The sequence below is a fragment of the Naasia lichenicola genome (assembly GCF_004801885.1).
GTDB classification, from domain to species: domain Bacteria; phylum Actinomycetota; class Actinomycetes; order Actinomycetales; family Microbacteriaceae; genus Naasia; species Naasia lichenicola.
This window is the reverse complement of sequence record NZ_SSSM01000005.1, coordinates 496368-513817: the sequence shown is the minus strand read 5'-3', so window position 1 is coordinate 513817 and position 17450 is coordinate 496368. Positions and strand designations below refer to the sequence as shown.

The 17450-nt window shown below is 69.5% G+C and carries 12 protein-coding genes; 8 read left to right on the top strand and 4 right to left on the bottom strand.

The genetic code is table 11. The features are described from left to right. Positions 1–33 precede the first annotated feature (33 nt). A complete protein-coding gene (gene rpoB / locus E6C64_RS13305) occupies positions 34–3525 on the bottom strand; it encodes a DNA-directed RNA polymerase subunit beta (protein WP_136427972.1) in 3492 nt (1163 codons plus the stop codon). Between the two features lie 584 nt (positions 3526–4109). Here rpoB and E6C64_RS13300 point away from each other — a divergent pair. The 3 genes from E6C64_RS13300 to E6C64_RS13290 all read left to right on the top strand — a co-directional run bounded on the left by E6C64_RS13300 (position 4110) and on the right by E6C64_RS13290 (position 6830). Beyond that, positions 4110–4931 (top strand): spermidine synthase, encoded by an 822-nt coding sequence (locus E6C64_RS13300; protein WP_136428702.1) that lies wholly within the window; start codon positions 4110–4112, stop codon positions 4929–4931. 29 nt (positions 4932–4960) lie between these two features. After that, positions 4961–6139 carry a PQQ-dependent sugar dehydrogenase gene (locus E6C64_RS13295; RefSeq protein ID WP_136427971.1) on the top strand — a complete coding sequence of 393 codons (1179 nt, stop codon included), beginning with the start codon at positions 4961–4963 and terminating at the stop codon, positions 6137–6139. A gap of 202 nt (positions 6140–6341) precedes the next feature. Beyond that, entirely contained in the window at positions 6342–6830 is a 489-nt protein-coding gene (locus E6C64_RS13290) for a SprT-like domain-containing protein (RefSeq protein ID WP_136427970.1), read from the top strand. On the opposite strand, the gene E6C64_RS13285 is transcribed toward E6C64_RS13290, so the two are convergent. Beyond that, the gene (locus E6C64_RS13285; RefSeq protein ID WP_136427969.1) at positions 6820–7122 is read right to left on the bottom strand and encodes a DUF427 domain-containing protein; all 303 of its coding nucleotides are present in this window, start codon (positions 7120–7122) and stop codon (positions 6820–6822) included. The two genes, E6C64_RS13290 and E6C64_RS13285, sit on opposite strands and share 11 nt — an antisense overlap. A 131-nt stretch (positions 7123–7253) precedes the next feature. Here E6C64_RS13285 and E6C64_RS13280 point away from each other — a divergent pair, with 131 nt between their 5' ends. The 3 genes from E6C64_RS13280 to E6C64_RS13270 all read left to right on the top strand — a co-directional run bounded on the left by E6C64_RS13280 (position 7254) and on the right by E6C64_RS13270 (position 10201). Then, positions 7254–7769: a hypothetical protein gene (locus E6C64_RS13280; protein ID WP_136427968.1), complete on the top strand. Its 516-nt coding sequence runs from the start codon at positions 7254–7256 to the stop codon at positions 7767–7769. Continuing rightward, positions 7766–8389, top strand: coding sequence for a DUF1684 domain-containing protein (locus E6C64_RS13275; protein WP_233255624.1), 624 nt, complete (start codon positions 7766–7768; stop codon positions 8387–8389). The genes E6C64_RS13280 and E6C64_RS13275 overlap by 4 nt, the downstream gene beginning before the upstream one ends. Positions 8390–8683: 294 nt before the next feature. Continuing rightward, positions 8684–10201: a DEAD/DEAH box helicase gene (locus E6C64_RS13270; protein WP_136427967.1), complete on the top strand. Its 1518-nt coding sequence runs from the start codon at positions 8684–8686 to the stop codon at positions 10199–10201. A gap of 87 nt (positions 10202–10288) precedes the next feature. Here E6C64_RS13270 and E6C64_RS13265 read toward each other — a convergent pair whose 3' ends face one another. Continuing rightward, a complete protein-coding gene (locus E6C64_RS13265) occupies positions 10289–10837 on the bottom strand; it encodes an NUDIX hydrolase family protein (protein ID WP_136427966.1) in 549 nt (182 codons plus the stop codon). A 75-nt stretch (positions 10838–10912) separates the two neighbouring features. Here E6C64_RS13265 and E6C64_RS13260 point away from each other — a divergent pair, with 75 nt between their 5' ends. After that, entirely contained in the window at positions 10913–11554 is a 642-nt protein-coding gene (locus E6C64_RS13260; RefSeq protein WP_233255623.1) for an alpha/beta hydrolase, read from the top strand. 69 nt (positions 11555–11623) lie between these two features. Here E6C64_RS13260 and E6C64_RS13255 read toward each other — a convergent pair whose 3' ends face one another. After that, entirely contained in the window at positions 11624–12748 is a 1125-nt protein-coding gene (locus E6C64_RS13255; RefSeq protein WP_158437863.1) for an FAD-dependent monooxygenase, read from the bottom strand. A gap of 121 nt (positions 12749–12869) precedes the next feature. Here E6C64_RS13255 and E6C64_RS13250 point away from each other — a divergent pair, with 121 nt between their 5' ends. Continuing rightward, positions 12870–17426 (top strand): ATP-dependent helicase, encoded by a 4557-nt coding sequence (locus E6C64_RS13250; protein WP_136427963.1) that lies wholly within the window; start codon positions 12870–12872, stop codon positions 17424–17426. Positions 17427–17450 lie beyond the last annotated feature (24 nt).

The window sequence follows — 17450 nt, the reverse complement described above, 5'->3', positions numbered from 1 at the left end:
GTTCCGTATGGGTGACGTGTCAGCTGGCGCGGATCAGATGTCGTCGATGGACGACGACTCGAAGCGCGTGGAGATGTTGATGCCGAGCTCTTCTGCGGCACGGAAGACCTCGTCGTCCGTGTCGCGCAGGCTGACCGCGGTCCCGTCAGCCGAGAGGACCTCGACGTTCAGGCACAGCGACTGCATCTCCTTGATGAGGACCTTGAAGCTCTCGGGGATGCCGGGCTCCTGGATGTTCTCGCCCTTGACGATCGCCTCGTAGACCTTGACGCGGCCGAGGATGTCGTCGGACTTGATGGTCAGGAGCTCCTGGAGCGCGTACGCGGCACCGTATGCCTCGAGCGCCCAGACCTCCATCTCACCGAATCGCTGTCCACCGAACTGCGCCTTACCACCGAGCGGCTGCTGGGTGATCATCGAGTACGGACCGGTCGAGCGGGCGTGGATCTTGTCGTCCACCAGGTGGTGGAGCTTCAGGATGTACATGTAGCCCACGGACACCGGGTCCGGGAACGGCTCACCCGAGCGGCCGTCGAACAGCCGGGCCTTGCCCGAGCTGCCGATGAGGCGCTCACCATCGCGGTTGAGGTTCGTCGAGTCGAGCAGACCGGCGATCTCCTCCTCCAGCGCACCGTCGAAGACGGGGGTGGCCACCTTGGTGCCGGGCGTCGCGGAGTGCGCGTCGGTCGGCAGGCGCTTGGCCCACGAGGGCGAGCCCTCGACGTCCCAGCCCTGCTTCGCCGCCCAGCCGAGGTGCAGCTCGAGGACCTGGCCGAAGTTCATCCGGCCCGGGATGCCGAGCGGGTTGAGCACGACGTCGACCGGGGTCCCGTCGGCGAGGAACGGCATGTCCTCGACCGGCAGGATCTTGGAGATGACGCCCTTGTTGCCGTGACGGCCGGCGAGCTTGTCGCCCTCGGTGATCTTGCGCTTCTGGGCGATGTAGACGACGACCCGCTGGTTGACGCCCGAGCCGAGCTCGTCGTCGTTCTCGGAGGAGAACTCCTTGACTGCGATGATCGTGCCCTGCTCACCGTGGGGCACCTTGAGGCTGGTGTCGCGCACCTCGCGGCTCTTCTCGTTGAAGATCGCGCGGAGCAGGCGCTCCTCGGCCGACAGCTCGGTCTCGCCCTTGGGCGTCACCTTGCCGACGAGGATGTCGCCGGGACGGACCTCGGCGCCGATGCGGATGATGCCGCGCTCGTCGAGGTCGGCCAGCAGCTCGGGGCTGACGTTGGGGAGGTCACGGGTGATCTCCTCCTTGCCGAGCTTCGTGTCGCGGGCGTCGACCTCGTACTCCTCGATGTGGATCGAGGAGAGGACGTCGTCCTTCACCAGGTTCTGGCTGAGGATGATCGCGTCCTCGAAGTTGTGACCCTCCCACGGCATGAACGCTACGAGGAGGTTCTTGCCGAGCGCGAGCTCGCCGTTCTCCGTCGCGGGGCCGTCGGCCAGGACCTGTCCGACCTCCACGCGCTCGCCGGCATCGACGATCACGCGGTGGTTGTAGCTGGTGCCCTGGTTGGAGCGGTCGAACTTGCGCAGGTAGTAGTTCTGCGTTCCACCCTCGTCGAGCTGGATGGTCACGACGTCGGCGGAGACCTCCGCGACGACTCCGGCCTTCTCGGCGGTGACCACGTCACCGGCGTCGATGGCCGCGTAGCCCTCCATGCCCGTGCCGACGATCGGGGAGTCCGAACGCAGCAGGGGGACGGCCTGACGCTGCATGTTGGCGCCCATGAGCGCGCGGTTCGCATCGTCGTGCTCGAGGAACGGGATGAGCGAGGTCGCGACCGACACCATCTGGCGCGGGGAGACGTCCATGTAGTGCACGCGACCCGCGTCGACGAGCTCGACCTCTCCGCCCTTCGGGCGGACGAGGACGGAGGGCTCGGCGAAACGGCCGTCGGCACGCAGCGGGGCGTTGGCCTGAGCGACGAGGAACTCGTCCTCCTCGCTCGCGGTCAGGTAGTCGATCTGCTCGGTGACGAGACCGTCGATGACCTTGCGGTACGGGGTCTCGATGAAGCCGAACGAGTTGATCCGGGCGAACGATGCGAGCGATCCGATCAGGCCGATGTTCGGGCCTTCCGGGGTCTCGATCGGGCACATGCGGCCGTAGTGGCTGGGGTGCACGTCGCGCACCTCGACACCGGCGCGCTCACGGGACAGACCACCGGGGCCCAGCGCGGACAGGCGGCGCTTGTGCGTCAGTCCGGCGAGCGGGTTGTTCTGGTCCATGAACTGCGAGAGCTGCGAGGTTCCGAAGAACTCCTTGATCGCGGCGACGACGGGGCGCACGTTGATCAGGGTCTGCGGGGTGATCGCCTCGATGTCCTGCGTGGTCATGCGCTCGCGGACGACGCGCTCCATGCGGGACAGTCCGGTGCGGACCTGGTTCTGGATGAGCTCGCCGACCGCGCGGATGCGGCGGTTGCCGAAGTGGTCGATGTCGTCCACGTCGAGACGGAGCTCGACGGGCTTGCCGTCGCGCACACCGGGCAGCGTGGTGCGGTTGTCGTGCAGCGCCACCAGGTACTTGATGGTCGCGACGATGTCCTCGACGGTGAGCACCGAGTCGGACAGCGGAGCGTCGATGCCGAGCTTGCGGTTGACCTTGTAGCGGCCCACCTTGGCGAGGTCGTAGCGCTTCGAGTTGAAGTAGAAGTTGTCGAGGAGCGCGCGGGCGGCCTCGGCGGCGACCTGCTCTCCCGGGCGGAGCTTGCGGTAGATATCCTTGAGCGCCTCATCCTTGGTCAGGATGTTGTCCTTCTCGAGGGTGGCCTCGATCGAGGCGTAGCCCGCGAACTGCTGCAGGATCTCCTCGCTGGTCAGGCCGAGGGCCTTGAGGAAGACGGTGACGGACTGCTTGCGCTTGCGGTCGATGCGCACGCCGACCTGGTCGCGCTTGTCGATCTCGAACTCGAGCCATGCGCCACGGCTCGGGATGATGCGGGCCGAGAACACGTCCTTGTCGGAGGTCTTCTCCTGCGCGGTGTCGAAGTAGACGCCGGGGGAGCGGACGAGCTGGGACACGACGACACGCTCGGTGCCGTTGATGATGAACGTGCCCTTGTCGGTCATCAGCGGGAAGTCGCCCATGAAGACCGTCTGGGTCTTGATCTCACCGGTGAGGTGGTTCATGAACTCGGCCTCGACGTACAGCGGGGCGGCGTAGGTCTTGCCGCGCTCCTTGCACTCGTCGAGGGTGTACTTCTTCTCCTCGAGGAACGGGTTCGTGAACGAGAGCTGCATCGTCTCGGCGAGGTCCTCGATCGGCGAGATCTCCTCGAAGATCTCCTCGAGGCCGGTGTGCGCGGGGAGGTCGGTGCGTCCTTCGGCCTTTGCCTGCTCGACGCGCTCCTTCCACGCATCCGAGCCGACCAGCCAGTCGAAGCTCTCCGTCTGCAGGGCCAGAAGGTCCGGGACGGTCAGAGTGTCGGTGATCTTGGCGAACGAGAGCCGCGACGCATCGCGGCCGTTCTTGGGAGTGGTGGTGGACGATGCGTTGCGCGCAGCAGCCAAGGAATTACCTCCGAAGCCCGAGTGGGGCGTCACTGATTGGGTGAATTGGCGGTCGTGATGGGTGTGTCGTGTGGTGAATCTCGCGGACTCCCGATGTCACCGGCTACGGTGTTTTCAGAACCCGGTCCCGACCGCGCTCCGCACCGATGCTCACGAGCACTGATGCAGAAGATGCGTTGACGGAGAAGGGTTCGTGGCGCGCGACAGCCGACCGCAATATGAAGGCGTGATTTGTCCGCGCAGAATTGTCCTGGGAGCGCAAGGGTCTACTATAGGCCGCTTCTGAAGCGCGTGTCCAGTCGATCCTTGATCCATTCCGCGTTGTCCTGTATAACCACGCGGCCTCACCCCTGATTCCCTGCGGATCGGCCGACCGGACGGGTCGGAGCGCGGTCGAAAGTGTCGGGGGATTCTCAGGTTTTCGTTGCCGGCGGATGCGGAGAACACTGCGTTGCGGACAGAACACGTCCGCGTACGGGAGTGTTCTGTCCGTATGCCAGTGTCCTGGCGGAAGGCGGCTCCCGTGCGGCCCATGCCAGGATGCTGAGGTGGCGGATTCCCCCTCGATCGTGCTCTCGAACGGCATGCAGGCTCGGATCGAGGACGATCGGTTCCGGCCCGGCATGAAGACGCTCGTCGTCGACGGCACCCCTCAGTCGCAGGTGGACCTGCAGGATCCGACCGAGCTCGGCTTCGAGTACATCCAGCGGATCGCGAACGTCATCGACCTCATCGGCGAGCCGACGGAGGCCATCACCGCCGTGCACCTCGGTGCGGGCGCGCTCACCCTGCCGCGCTACGTGGCCGCTCGACGACCGGGATCCCGCCAGCAGGTGCTCGAGCTCGAACGCGAGCTGGTGGACTTCGTCCGCGAGCACCTGCCGCTCCCCCGCGACTCGAACATCCGGGTGCGCTACGGCGACGCCCGCGAGACGCTCGCCAAGCTGCCCGACGCGCTGCTCGGCGTGGTCGACCTGCTGGTGATCGACATCTTCAGCGGAGCCCGCATCCCGGCGCACGTGACGACCGTCGAGTTCTACACCGAGGCCGTGCGCCTGCTGGCACCGAGCGGGATCGTCGCGATCAACCTCGCCGACGGCCCCGGCCTGAGGTTCGCCCGCGGGCAGGCCTCGACGCTGTCAGCGGTGCTGCCCGAAGTCGCCGCGCTGGCCGAGACGCAGATCCTCAAGGGCCGCCGGTTCGGCAACCTCGTGCTCATCGGATCGAAGGCGCCGCTGCCGCTCGGCTGGCTGCCCCGCCTGCTGGCCGCCGGCCCGCATCCCGCCAAGGCGGTGGCGGGGCGCGAGCTGCGCGAGTTCATCGCCGGAGCGCCGGTCGTCACCGACGCGACCGCCGTCCCGTCTCCGCCACCCGGTCGCAGCATCTTCCAGATCGGCCGCGACTGATCCTCAGGTCGGTTTGACACGGTGTCGGCATGCGCAGAGCCATCACCGCCGCATCCGCCGCCCTCGCCATGCTGCTCCTCGCCGCCTGCTCGGACGGCGGACGGAACGGCGGCTCGACCGACTCCACACCTGCCCCGCTGCCGTCCACGACGGCGACGCCGTCGACCGGCACGCCCCTGGGCGCGCTGCAGCCGGCGGGCACCCCCACCGATCTCGCGACCGGATTGGACGTCCCGTGGTCGGTGCTGCCCGTCGAGGGAGGATCGACGCTCATCGGCGAGCGAGACAACGCCGATGTCCAGGAGCTCACCGCCGCTGGGACGCTGCAGGAGGTGGCTCCTGTGGCGGGCGTCGTCCCCGGCGGAGAGGGCGGCCTGCTCGGCCTCGAGCTCCTCGAGAGCGACGGCGGACCCTGGCTGTACGCCTATTACACGTCGGCCGACGACAACCGCATCGTCCGGATGCACCTCGACGGAGCACCCGGCGCCTTCCGGCTGGGGGAGCAGGAGATCATCCTCGACGGCCTCGCGAAGGCGGGCAACCACAACGGCGGCCGGATCGCATTCGGCCCCGACGGCATGCTCTACGCGACGGTCGGCGATGCGGGGGATACGTCTCGCTCGCAGGATCTCGGCTCGCTCAACGGCAAGATCCTGCGGATGACGCCGACGGGGGAGGTACCCGAGGACAACCCCTTCGACGCGTCTCTCGTCTGGTCGTACGGTCACCGCAATCCCCAGGGGATCACCTGGGCGGAGGACGGCACGATGTTCGCCGCCGAGTTCGGCCAGGACACCTGGGACGAGCTCAACCGGATCGTGCCGGGTGCGAACTACGGCTGGCCGATCGTCGAGGGCATCGGCGACGCCGACGCCGCATCGGGCACCGGCTCCGGGTCTGACTTCACCGATCCGATCTACCAGTGGTCCACCGACGACGCATCGCCCAGCGGACTGGTGGCGATCGGCGACACCCTATTCATGGCAGGGCTCGGCGGCGAGCGCCTGTGGGTCATCCAGGGCGCGATCGGTCAGGACGCCGCCGACGACGACCTGAGCGTCTCCTCGTACTTCAGCGACTACGGCCGGATCCGCGATGTGCTCGCGGCAGCGGACGGCTCGCTCTGGTTCCTCACCAACAACACGGGTCGGGGGAGCCCCCGCGACGGCGACGATCGCCTCGTGCGGATCGCGCTCGCCCCCGTCTGAGCCCGTCGGCCTCGTGCGCAGTTCAGGCGATTTTCACGGTTCAGGCGATCCCGCGTTTTCGACCCTGGTTCAGGCGATTTTCACCTGAACCACGGTCGAAAGCCTGAACGGTGAAGATGGTTCGCCTGGGTCGCGCCGTTCGACGACGGTGTCGGCGCCGTGACGTAGGGTCGGCGCGTGCCGGAGTAGAGGAGAACACCACGTGTCCGATCTCGACCGAGTGCGCCGATGGGCGGCCGCACTGATCGATATGCATCTCGACCCGAGTTGGAGCTTCGGCTTCGACACCGCGAAGCGGCGGGCCGGTCTGTGCAACTACAGCGCGAAGCGGATCACCGTCTCGCGCTACCTCGCGGAGAAGTACGAGGACGACGACATCCATCAGGTGCTGCTGCACGAGGTCGCGCACGCGATGGCGGGCCACCAGGCGGCGCACGGCGCGAAGTGGCTGACGACGGCGCGGGCGATCGGCTACATCGGCGATCGCCTGCACGATGGCGAATCGGCCATCGAGATGGCCACCTGGATCGGCACCTGTCCCGGCGGACACACCCACTACAGGTACCGCAAGCCGACGGGGCAGCTGTCCTGCGCGATCTGCGGGCGCGGCTTCAGTCAGAAGAGGCTCATCACCTGGAAGCCCCGAGAGCCGGAGGCGCGCCCGCAGAGGCGAAGTCCGTCTACTCGGTGACCGTGACCTCTTTCCAGAAGGCCACGTAGTCGCTGAAGTCCTTGCCCACCCGATCGAAGGCGGTGGGGTACGGCGTCGGGTAGCTCCACGCGCGGTCCTGGAGCGCCTGGCCGTCGACGTCGACGGTGAAGTACTGGCACTCGCCCTTCCACGGGCAGGTGTACGGGGTGGGGCTCTTCGAGAGGAACTCCTGCTTCACGCTCGCGGGCGGGAAGTACCAGTTGCCCTCGATCGAGATGAGGTCGTCCTTGTCCGCTTCCGCGATGACGGTGTCGCCGACTACTGCCTTCATGGGGTCTCCTTCGTTCGTGCGCCTGCTGATGCGCGCATCTGCTGATGCAACGTGACCACACTGGAGCAATTCCCCCGTGAGGCGGCTCCGAAGCCAGCAGACAGCCAGGACCAGGCTGGCAGACTGGCCGCATGCAGGTATTCCTGAAGCTCATCCTCGACTGCGAGCCTCAGGCCGCATGGCGGGCCATCCAATCCCCCGCGGTCCTGCGAGAGGTGATGAGCCCGGCACTCGGCTTCCAGTCGCTCGAGGAGAAGGGCTTCCCCACGCGCTGGCCGCCGGGAGAGCACCCGGTGACCATGAAGGCGCTGTTCCTCCCGATCGGCGAGCAGATCATCAACATCGAATACCCCGAGCGCCGCCACGTCGGAGTGCAGATCATGCGAGACAACGGCCGCGGAGTGAGCGGAGCGACGAGCGTGTTCCGGGTCTGGGACCACCGCATCGCGATAGCCGCCGATCCCGCCGGCACCGGCAAGACCCTCTATCGCGATCGACTCAAGTTCGACGCGGGGGTGCTGAGCGCAGCCGCCTGGCCCGTGCTGTGGAGCGTGTGGCAGTACCGCGGCCTGCGGCTCCAGCAGGAGGCGCCGACCTGGTGGTCGATGATCGGGGAGCTCAAGGCACCCGCGGCCGGCCAGTCGTGACCGCCCAGACTGCTCTGGCTACGGTCGGGTGGCGCCGCAGCGTCTTCGCCATCTACGACGAGGTGCGCAGCCTGCCGCCCGCGCAGGCGCACGTCGTCTGGCGGAAGCGCCGGGACGAGCTGTTCCGCAGCTCTCCGGCGACGCCGCTCCTCCCCGAGGATCGTTCCGGCTTCCGCGGCCTCGAGGTGCCCGACTACGACCCGTCGTGGCGCTTCACCGTGCCGATCTCCCCCGCCGAGCCCGAATCGCTCGACGTCGAGACCGGAACGGACGGCGTCGTGCGCTTCGAGCGCATCGGACTGGCCGAGCTCCCCGACCTGGGCAGCCTCGACGTCTGGCGTCTCACCTCCTACGGCGGAGGCATCTTCATCCCCGTCAAGGACGCCCTGTCCCGCGTGCCCGGCGGCACCTACGGCGGGGGTCGCTACCTGATCGACACGATCAAGGGCGCCGACCTCGGCACGCGACAGGTCGACGGGGGAGACGCGGAGATCGTCCTCGACTTCAACTTCGCGTATAACCCGTCCTGCGCCTACGACCCGGAATGGGCCTGCCCGCTCGCCCCGCGCGGCAACACGCTGTCGGCCGAGATCCCGGTCGGCGAGCGCAGCTTCCACTGATGTGTCCGTTCCGGCCCGTCACCTACGGAATTCCGCAGGCAACGGGCTGGAACGCAGGTAGAGCGGCGCGGGGCGAAAACCGAGCGATTGACAGGATCAGCTAGACTGATCGGTATACGGCGACGATTCCAGTCGCCTGCGTCGAAAGAACGCCACTCTTCGGCGGCCAGGAACGTGACAGTTCCGCCGCCCTTGGCTCAGCCATTCTGACGGCGATCGTTTGCGTCAACCGACGCACTCGCCTCTCCGGCCCTGCAACAGCGCGCGGCCACCAGCTCGAAAGCTCTGTCCTCAATGACCTCTTCTTCACCCACCTTCAGCGCGCTCGGCGTTCCGGCCCCCATCGTCTCGGCGCTCGCCGAGCAGGGCCTCACCGAGGCGTTCCCGATCCAGGCCGACACCCTCGCCGACACCCTCGCCGGGCGCGACGTGCTCGGCCGCGGCAAGACCGGCAGCGGCAAGACGCTCGCCTTCACCATCCCGCTCGTCGCCCGCCTCGGCGGCAAGCTCGCCGGCGGCGCACGCCGCGAGGGCCGACCGCTCGGCCTCGTGCTCGCCCCCACCCGCGAGCTCGCCACCCAGATCTCGGCCGTCATCGCACCGCTCGCCGCCTCCTACGGCCTGCGCACCACCACCATCTTCGGCGGAGTGCCTCAGGGCCGCCAGGTCCAGGCGCTCAAGGCGGGCGTCGACATCATCGTGGCCTGCCCCGGCCGCCTCGAAGACCTGATGAAGCAGCGCCTGCTGCGCCTCGACGCGATCGAGATCACCATCATCGACGAGGCCGACCACATGGCCGACCTCGGCTTCCTGCCGGGCGTCACCCGCATCCTCGAGGCCACTCCGGCCGGCGGACAGCGGATGCTGTTCTCCGCCACCCTCGACAACGGCGTTGACAAGCTCGTGCGCCGCTTCCTGCAGAACGAGGTTCTGCACTCGGTCGACGAGGCCACCTCCCACGTCTCCGCGATGACCCACCACGTGCTCGAGGTCGACGGCGCCGAGAGCAAGCGCAAGCTGGTGCACACCCTCGCGTCGGGCAGCGAGCGCCGCGTCCTCTTCCTGCGCACCAAGCACGCCGCCAAGAAGCTGGCGCGCCAGCTCACCGACTCGGGCATCCCCGCGGTCGACCTGCACGGCAACCTCTCTCAGGCCGCCCGCGACCGCAACCTCGCCGCCTTCGGCGCGGGAGAGGTCAAGGTCCTCGTGGCCACCGACGTCGCAGCCCGGGGCGTGCACGTCGACGACGTCGACCTCGTGGTCCACGTCGACCCGCCCACCGAGCACAAGTCCTACCTGCACCGCTCCGGTCGCACCGCTCGCGCGGGCAAGGAGGGTGACGTCGTCACCGTCGTCATGCCCGAGCAGCGTCGCGACGTGCGCGATCTGCTCCGCAAGGCGGCCATCGCGGTGACCCCGCAGCCGGCCTCCGAGGCATCGGCGACGATCGCCGAGCTCGTCGGCGTGGTCGCGGCCTACGTCACTCCGTCGGCTCAGCCGGCACCGCAGCAGCAGGGCGGCGGACGCTCGCAGGGCGCCAACGCCCAGCGCAAGCGCGCCGTCCGCGAGGGCCAGCCGGCAGCCGGCGGCTCCGGCCGCGGCGGTCGCTCACGTGGCGCAGGCGGCGGCGCGTCGTCGCGCGGCTCGGGAGCGCCCGCTCGCTCCGGCAGCACCGGTGGCGCTCGTCGCTCCGGCAGCACCACGACCTACAGCACCAGCACCGGGTCGGGCGCGACCGCCGGCTCCAGCTACGGAGCCCCGGCCTCGACCGGCGGCGAGCGCCGCAACCGGCGCGCCAGCTCGGCCCGCTAGAGCTGACAGCCTCACCGCAACAGAAAGTGGCTCCCCGCTACGGAAACTTCCGTAGCAGGGAGCCACTTCTCGTAGCGGGGACCGGAATCAGCTGAGGCGCCCCACCGAGGCGAGTGCGGTGCGCAGCAGCGCGCCCCGGCCACCCTCCATCTCGGCGGCGACGGCGTCGGTCGACGCCTCCTCGGGCGACATCCAGGTGAGCTCGAGCGCATCCTGGCGCGGATCGCAGGTGCCCGTCACCGGCACGACGTAGGCCAGCGAGACGGCGTGCTGGCGCTCGTCCGTGTAGTGGCTCAGGGTGGGCTGCGGGAAGTACTCGGCAACCGAGAACGGCGTCGGGCTGGCGGGCAGCTGAGGAAAGGCCATCGGCCCCAGATCCTTCTCGAGATGCCGGAAGAGCGCATCGCGCAGGCTCTCGCCGTAGAGCACGCGGCCGGAGACGATCGTGCGCATGATCGCACCGGACGGGCTCGCGCGAAGCAGGATGCCGACCTCGGTCACCTGCCCCATGCCGTCGACCCGCACCGGCACCGCCTCGACGTAGAGAAGGGGAAGCCGTCGCCTGATGTTGGCCAGCTCCTCGTCGCTCAGCCAGCCGGGATTCGGATCGGGAGTGCCGGTGCCCACGAAGCTCATGCCCCCATTCTGCCCACGATTCCTCCCGGGACGGGTCACGACGAGCGTTCGGGCAGCATGGCGGAGGATGGGGGAGTGAGCATCGAACCCGATCCAGTCGTCGATTCCCGAGCGGTGCTCTGGTCGTCCCGCCCCGAGGAGCTCGCCACGCGGCCCCTCCTTCTGCTCCTGCACGGGGTCGGCGCGCACGAGGGCGACCTCTTCGCGCTCTCGCCCCAGCTTCCCCTCGAGCCCGTCATCGCCTCGCTGCGCGCGCCCCTCCCCTACGGCGGCGGCTGGTCGTGGTTCGAGCTCGGAACCCCGATCGACCCGAAGAGCGAGGGAGTGGACGGCGCGGCTCGCGCGGTGCTCGCGTGGCTCGACGCTCTCGACCCGGCTCCCCCGTGGATCGGCCTGCTCGGCTTCTCTCAGGGCGGAGCCGTCGCGATGCAGCTCCTCCGGCACGCTCCCACCCGCTTCGCCTTCGTGGTGCAGCTGTCCGGGTTCGTGATGTCGGGCGAGCTTCCGGGCGACGCCGAGCTCGAAGCGCTTCGTCCACCGGTCTTCTGGGGTCGCGGCAATCAGGACCCGATCATCCCCGCCGAGGCCATCGAGCACACCACGCAGTGGCTGCCGTCGCATTCGTCCGTGGACGTCCGCATCTACGAGGGCATGGGGCACGCCGTGTCGGGGCCCGAGATCGGCGACATCGCCGCGTTCATCCGACGCCAACACTGAGTCAGCGCTCCGTTCGGTCTCTGCAGGCCCGGTCTCTGCAGGACACCTCGGCGCCCTGCAGAGCGTGCGTCAGATCTGCGCGGCCAGGGTAGCCATGGTCTCCCCGACCAGGCGGTTCGCGCCGGGGTTGGGTGGACCGGGCTCCTGCTCCCATCGGGAGAGTTGGAGGGAGTTCTCGACGACGAGTCGCGCCCGCTCGAACCGTCGCGTCTCGAAGGCGGTCGCCATCTCATCGAAGGGCAGGCCCGATCCGGCGAGCTCCCCGAGCACCACGGCGTCCTCGAGCGCGAGCCCTGCACCGTAGGCCATATGAGGGGTGGTCGTGTGGACGGCGTCTCCGATGAGGAGCGTCCGTCCGGAATGCCACGGCGGCGGCACGATCAGCCACTGCAGAGCCCGGAAGTCGATCTGCGCGTTGTCCGTGAGCTGTTCGGCGACCGCCGGGGCGGCCCCGCCGAAACGCCCGAGCCTCTCCTGGAACAGCTCCAGCAGCTGATCGCGAGGCGGACGCTCGGGTCCGATCGTGGTGTCGAGCATCCAGAGGTACAGCCCTCCGTCAGGCAGCGGGACCAGCCCCACCCGCACCGGGCCGCCGATCAGCATGGTGTACCGATCCAGTCCGGGCGGGCACTTCGCCGCCGCCCGCCAGATGACCTGACCCGCATAGGCAGGCTCAGGCGCATGCGGAAGGGCGCTCGCACGGGTCGCGGAATTCACCCCGTCGGCTGCGACGACGTAGGCGAAGCGTCGGACCCGGCCGTCGGTGAGCTCGACCTCGACCCCGCTGTCGTCGGCCGCGCCGATGCGCCGGACCGTGACGCCGAGGTGGACCGGGATGCCGCGCCGCTGCACCTCCGCCACCATGACCTCGTGCAGCGACTCGCGCGCCATGCCGAGGAAGGGAGGGTCATCGGGATCGTTGACGTTCACCTGCGGCACCTCGGCGAAGCGCGTCCCGTCCGCGCCGCACATGTCGATGAAGCGGTGCGGTCGTCCGACCGCGAGCAGCGCCCCGAAGAGACCCAGCTGCTTCATGGCGCGCAGCGGGGCGCTCTGCAGCGCGATCCCGATCCCACCGGGGCGCCAGTCCTCTGAGATCTCCACGATCTCCGATGGCACACCGGCCTGCGCCATCGCGATCGCGCAGGCCATCCCTGCCGGCCCGCCGCCGACCACCAACACCGTTGTCGTCATCAGGCCAAGGTAGGCCATTCCGCGTGTTTCGAACAGAAGTAGGAGCGTTTCGCGCAGAGGCTCCAGCTCGTTCCGCGCCGGCACCCACCACGATGTCAGCGGTTGGGACGAAGATGGAGTCGTGACGCCCCCGCCTGCCGACAAGACGCCCCCGCGCGCTGCGCTCGCGCGCTTCTCCGCGGCGACCCGGGAATGGTTCACGGGCGCCTTCGCCGAGCCGACCACCGCGCAGTCCGGCGCATGGGATGCGATCTCGAGCGGGACCAACGCCCTAGTGGTGGCGCCGACGGGTTCGGGAAAGACCCTCGCCGCCTTCCTGTGGTCGATCGACCGACTGGCGAGCACCCCACCCGATCCCGACGCGCCCCGCACCCGGGTGCTCTACCTCTCCCCTCTGAAGGCGCTCGGCGTCGACGTCGAGCGCAACCTCCGCAGTCCGCTCGTGGGCATCACGCAGACGGCGAAGCGGCTCGGCATGACCCCGCCCGAGATCCGCGTCGGCGTGCGCTCGGGCGACACTCCCGCCTCGGACCGGCGCGCGCTGGTGAAGGATCCGCCCGACATCCTCATCACGACTCCCGAGTCGCTCTACCTCATGCTGACCTCTAACGCGCGCGAGACCCTCACCGCCGTCGACACGGTCATCGTCGACGAGGTGCATGCGGTCGCCGCCACCAAGCGAGGCTCCCATCTCGCGCTCTCGCTGGAGCGCCTCGACGCACTGCTCGAGAAGCCCGCGCAGCGCATCGGCCTCTCGGCGACGGTCCGCCCGCTGGAGGAGGTCGCACGCTTCCTCGGTGGCCGGGCCCCGGTGGCGATCGTCGCCCCCGAGGCCACCAAGCGCTTCGATCTGCGCGTCGTCGTCCCGGTCGACGACATGGCCAACCTGCCCAGCGCCGCAGGCTCCGAGGATGGAGGGGAGCAGCAGAGCGGCTCGATCTGGCCGCACGTCGAGGAGGCCATCGTCGATCTCGTGACCGACCACCGCTCGTCGATCGTCTTCGCCAACTCCCGTCGGCTGGCCGAACGGCTCACGGCGCGACTCAACGAGATCTGGGCCGAGCGGCTCGATCTCGAGCTGGCACCCGTGGGTGCCGCGACCGCTCAGCTGCCGGCGCAGAGTGGAGCCACCCGCGGCGCGGAGCCCCTTCTCGCCCGCGCGCACCACGGCTCTGTGAGCAAGGAGCAGCGCGCTTTCATCGAGGACGACCTCAAGAGCGGCCGGCTGCGCTGCGTCGTCGCCACGTCGAGCCTCGAGCTCGGCATCGACATGGGCGCCGTCGACCTCGTCGTGCAGGTGGGTGCGCCGCCCTCGGTCGCGAGTGGGCTCCAGCGACTCGGCCGGGCCGGTCACCAGGTGGGGGAGGTGTCGAAAGGCGTCGTCTATCCGGTGCATCGCGCCGACCTCATCCATTCCGCCGTCGCCGCCGCCCGCATGCTCACGGGGCGGATCGAGGCCATCGCCGTGCCGGCGAACCCGCTCGACATCCTCGCCCAGCAGACCGTGGCGGCCGCCGCGATGGACGACCTCGACGTCGAGGAGTGGTTCGACCTCGTCCGCCGGAGCGCGCCGTTCGCGGGCCTGCCCCGGTCCGCCTATGAGGCGACCCTCGACCTGCTCTCGGGTCGCTATCCCTCCGACCAGTTCGCCGAGCTGCGCCCGCGCCTGGTCTGGGATCGCGACGCCGGCGTGCTCACCGGCCGCCCCGGCGCCCAGCGCCTGGCTGTGACCTCGGGCGGCACCATCCCCGATCGTGGGCTGTTCGGGGTGTTCATGATCGGCGATGCCGGCAGCGGATCGGCGCGCGTCGGCGAGCTCGACGAGGAGATGGTCTACGAATCCCGGGTCGGCGACGTCTTCGCGCTCGGCGCGACGAGCTGGCGGATCCAGGAGATCACCCACGACCGCGTGCTGGTCTCCCCCGCCTTCGGCCAGCCCGGTCGGGTGCCGTTCTGGAAGGGAGACGGCCTCGGGCGTCCCGCGGAGCTCGGAGAGGCGATCGGCGCCTTCATCCGCGAGGTGAGCGGCGCCAAGCCCGACGCCGCGGCGGCGCGGGTGCGGGCCATGGGCCTCGATGACCGGGCCGCGACCAACCTGCTCGCCTACCTCGCCGATCAGCGCGAGGCGACCCAGATCCTGCCGACGGATCACACCCTGCTCGTCGAGCGCTTCCACGACGAGCTCGGCGACTGGCGGGTCGTGCTGCATTCCCCGTACGGCATGAAGGTGCACGCGCCGTGGGCTCTGGCCGTCGCCGCACGAATCCAGGAGCGCTACGGCATCGACGGCAACGTGATGGCGAGCGACGACGGACTGGTCGTGCGCATCCCCGACACGGATGGAGAGCCGCCCGCCGCAGAGCTCTTCCTGTTCGATCCCGACGAGATCGAGGCCATCGTGACCTCGGAGGTCGCGGGCTCCGCGCTGTTCGCCTCGCGCTTCCGCGAGTGCGCGGCGCGCGCCCTCCTGCTCCCCCGGTACAACCCCGGCAAGCGCTCCCCGCTCTGGCAGCAGCGTCAGCGCGCCTCGCAGCTGCTCGACGTCGCCCGGGAGTATCCGACCTTCCCGATCATCCTCGAAACCATTCGCGAGGTGCTCCAGGACGTCTACGACCTTCCCGCACTCGGCGCGGTGACCCGCGACATCGCATCGCGCCGCATCCGGGTCGTCGAGACCACCACGCAGGCGGCCTCGCCGTTCGCGAGCTCCCTCCTGTTCGGCTACGTCGGCGCCTTCATGTACGAGGGCGACAGCCCGCTGGCGGAGCGTCGCGCCGCCGCCCTCTCGCTCGACGCCACCCTGCTGTCGGAGCTCCTCGGCCGCACGGAGCTGCGCGAGCTCCTCGACCCCGCCGTCATCGAGCGGACGGAGGCCGAGCTCCAGCGTCTCGCAGAAGATCGCAAGGCCCGTGACCTCGAGGGCGTGGCCGACCTGCTGCGGCTGCTCGGACCGATGACGACCGCCGAGATCGAGGCCCGGGTGCAGCCTGAGGGTGTCAGCGAGGCCGCGGGCTGGCTCGCGGCGCTCGTCGACGCTCGTCGCGCGCTGCACGTGAGCTTCGCCGGATCCGAATGGTGGACCGCCATCGAGGACGCCAGCCGGCTCCGCGACGCGCTCGGAGTGCCGCTGCCGATCGGCACGCCCATCGCGTTCGTCGAGCCCGTCGACGATCCGCTCGGCGACCTCATCGGCCGCTATGCCCGCACCCACGGCCCGTTCACCGCCACCGCCGCCGCCGCACGGTTCGGCCTGGGCGGCGCGGTCGTCACCGACACCCTCCGACGGCTCGCGACCGCACGGCGAGTGGTCGACGGCGAGTTCCGGCCCGGCGGAAGCGGAACCGAGTGGTGCGACGTCGAGGTGCTGCGCCGGCTCCGCAGCCGCTCCCTCGCCGCGCTCCGCAAGGAGGTCGAGCCGGTCGACCACGCCGCCTACGCCCGCTTCCTCCCCGCCTGGCAGCAGGTGGGCGGCAAGCTGCGCGGCATCGACGGCGTCGCGGCGGTCATCGACCAGCTCGGCGGTGTGCCGATCCCCGCCTCGGCATGGGAGAGCCTCATCCTGCCCAGCCGGGTGCGCGACTACTCCCCCAGCATGCTCGATGAGCTCACCGCCACAGGCGAGGTGCTGTGGAGCGGGTCCGGCACCCTTCCCGGAAACGACGGCTGGGTCAGCCTGCACCTCAGCGACACCATCGGCGTCACCCTGCCCGAGCCGCCCCTCATCGAGAGCACCGCGCTCGAGCAGGAGATCCTCGCCACCCTCGGCACCGGGGGCGCCTACTTCTTCCGCCAGCTCTCCGACACGGTGGGCAGCATCGACGACTCCGCGATGTCGACCGCGCTGTGGAACCTCGTCTGGGCCGGGCTCGTCACCAACGACACCTTCTCCCCCCTCCGCGCTCTCGTCGGATCGGGCGGATCGGCACATCGACAGCCCCGCAAGCCGTCGCGCACCCGCTCCTACCGCGGGCGCACCACGAGCACCCGCGCCGCGATGCCCGCTCGCTCCGGCCCGCCGATCCTCGGCGGTCGCTGGTCGATCGTGCCCCTCGCGGAGTCCGACCCCACCGTGCGCGCGGCGGCATCATCCGAGCTGCTGCTCGATCGCTACGGCATCGTCACGCGCGGCTCGGTGATGAGCGAGCGCATCCCCGGCGGCTTCGCGCTCGTCTACAAGACTCTGAGTGCGTTCGAGGAGAGCGGCAAGGCGCGGCGCGGCTACTTCATCGAGAAGCTCGGCGCCGCCCAGTTCGCCACCTCGGGTGCCGTGGACCGGCTGCGCTCCTACTCGCGAGGTCCCAACGACGAGCGAACCGAGACGAACGCGCTGGTCCTCGCCGCGACTGATCCCGCCAATCCCTACGGTGCGGCGCTTCCGTGGCCGCAGGTGGAGGGCCACAAGCCGGGGCGCAAGGCAGGGGGACTGGTGGTGCTGTCAGACGGCGAGCTGGTGCTCTACCTCGAACGAGGAGGCAAGTCGATGCTGAGCTTCTCCGACGACGCGGGCGAGATCACCCGTGCGACGGCGGCCCTCGCCGACCTGGTCAAGAGCAAGGCCGTCGACAAGCTCACGGTCGAGCGGGTGAACGGCGAATTCGTGTTGGGCACCGACACGGGGCGCGCGCTCGAGAGCGCGGGATTCACGCCGTCGCCGCAGGGGCTCCGGCTGCGCTCATGACGCTGCCTCCCCGACCCGAGGGCC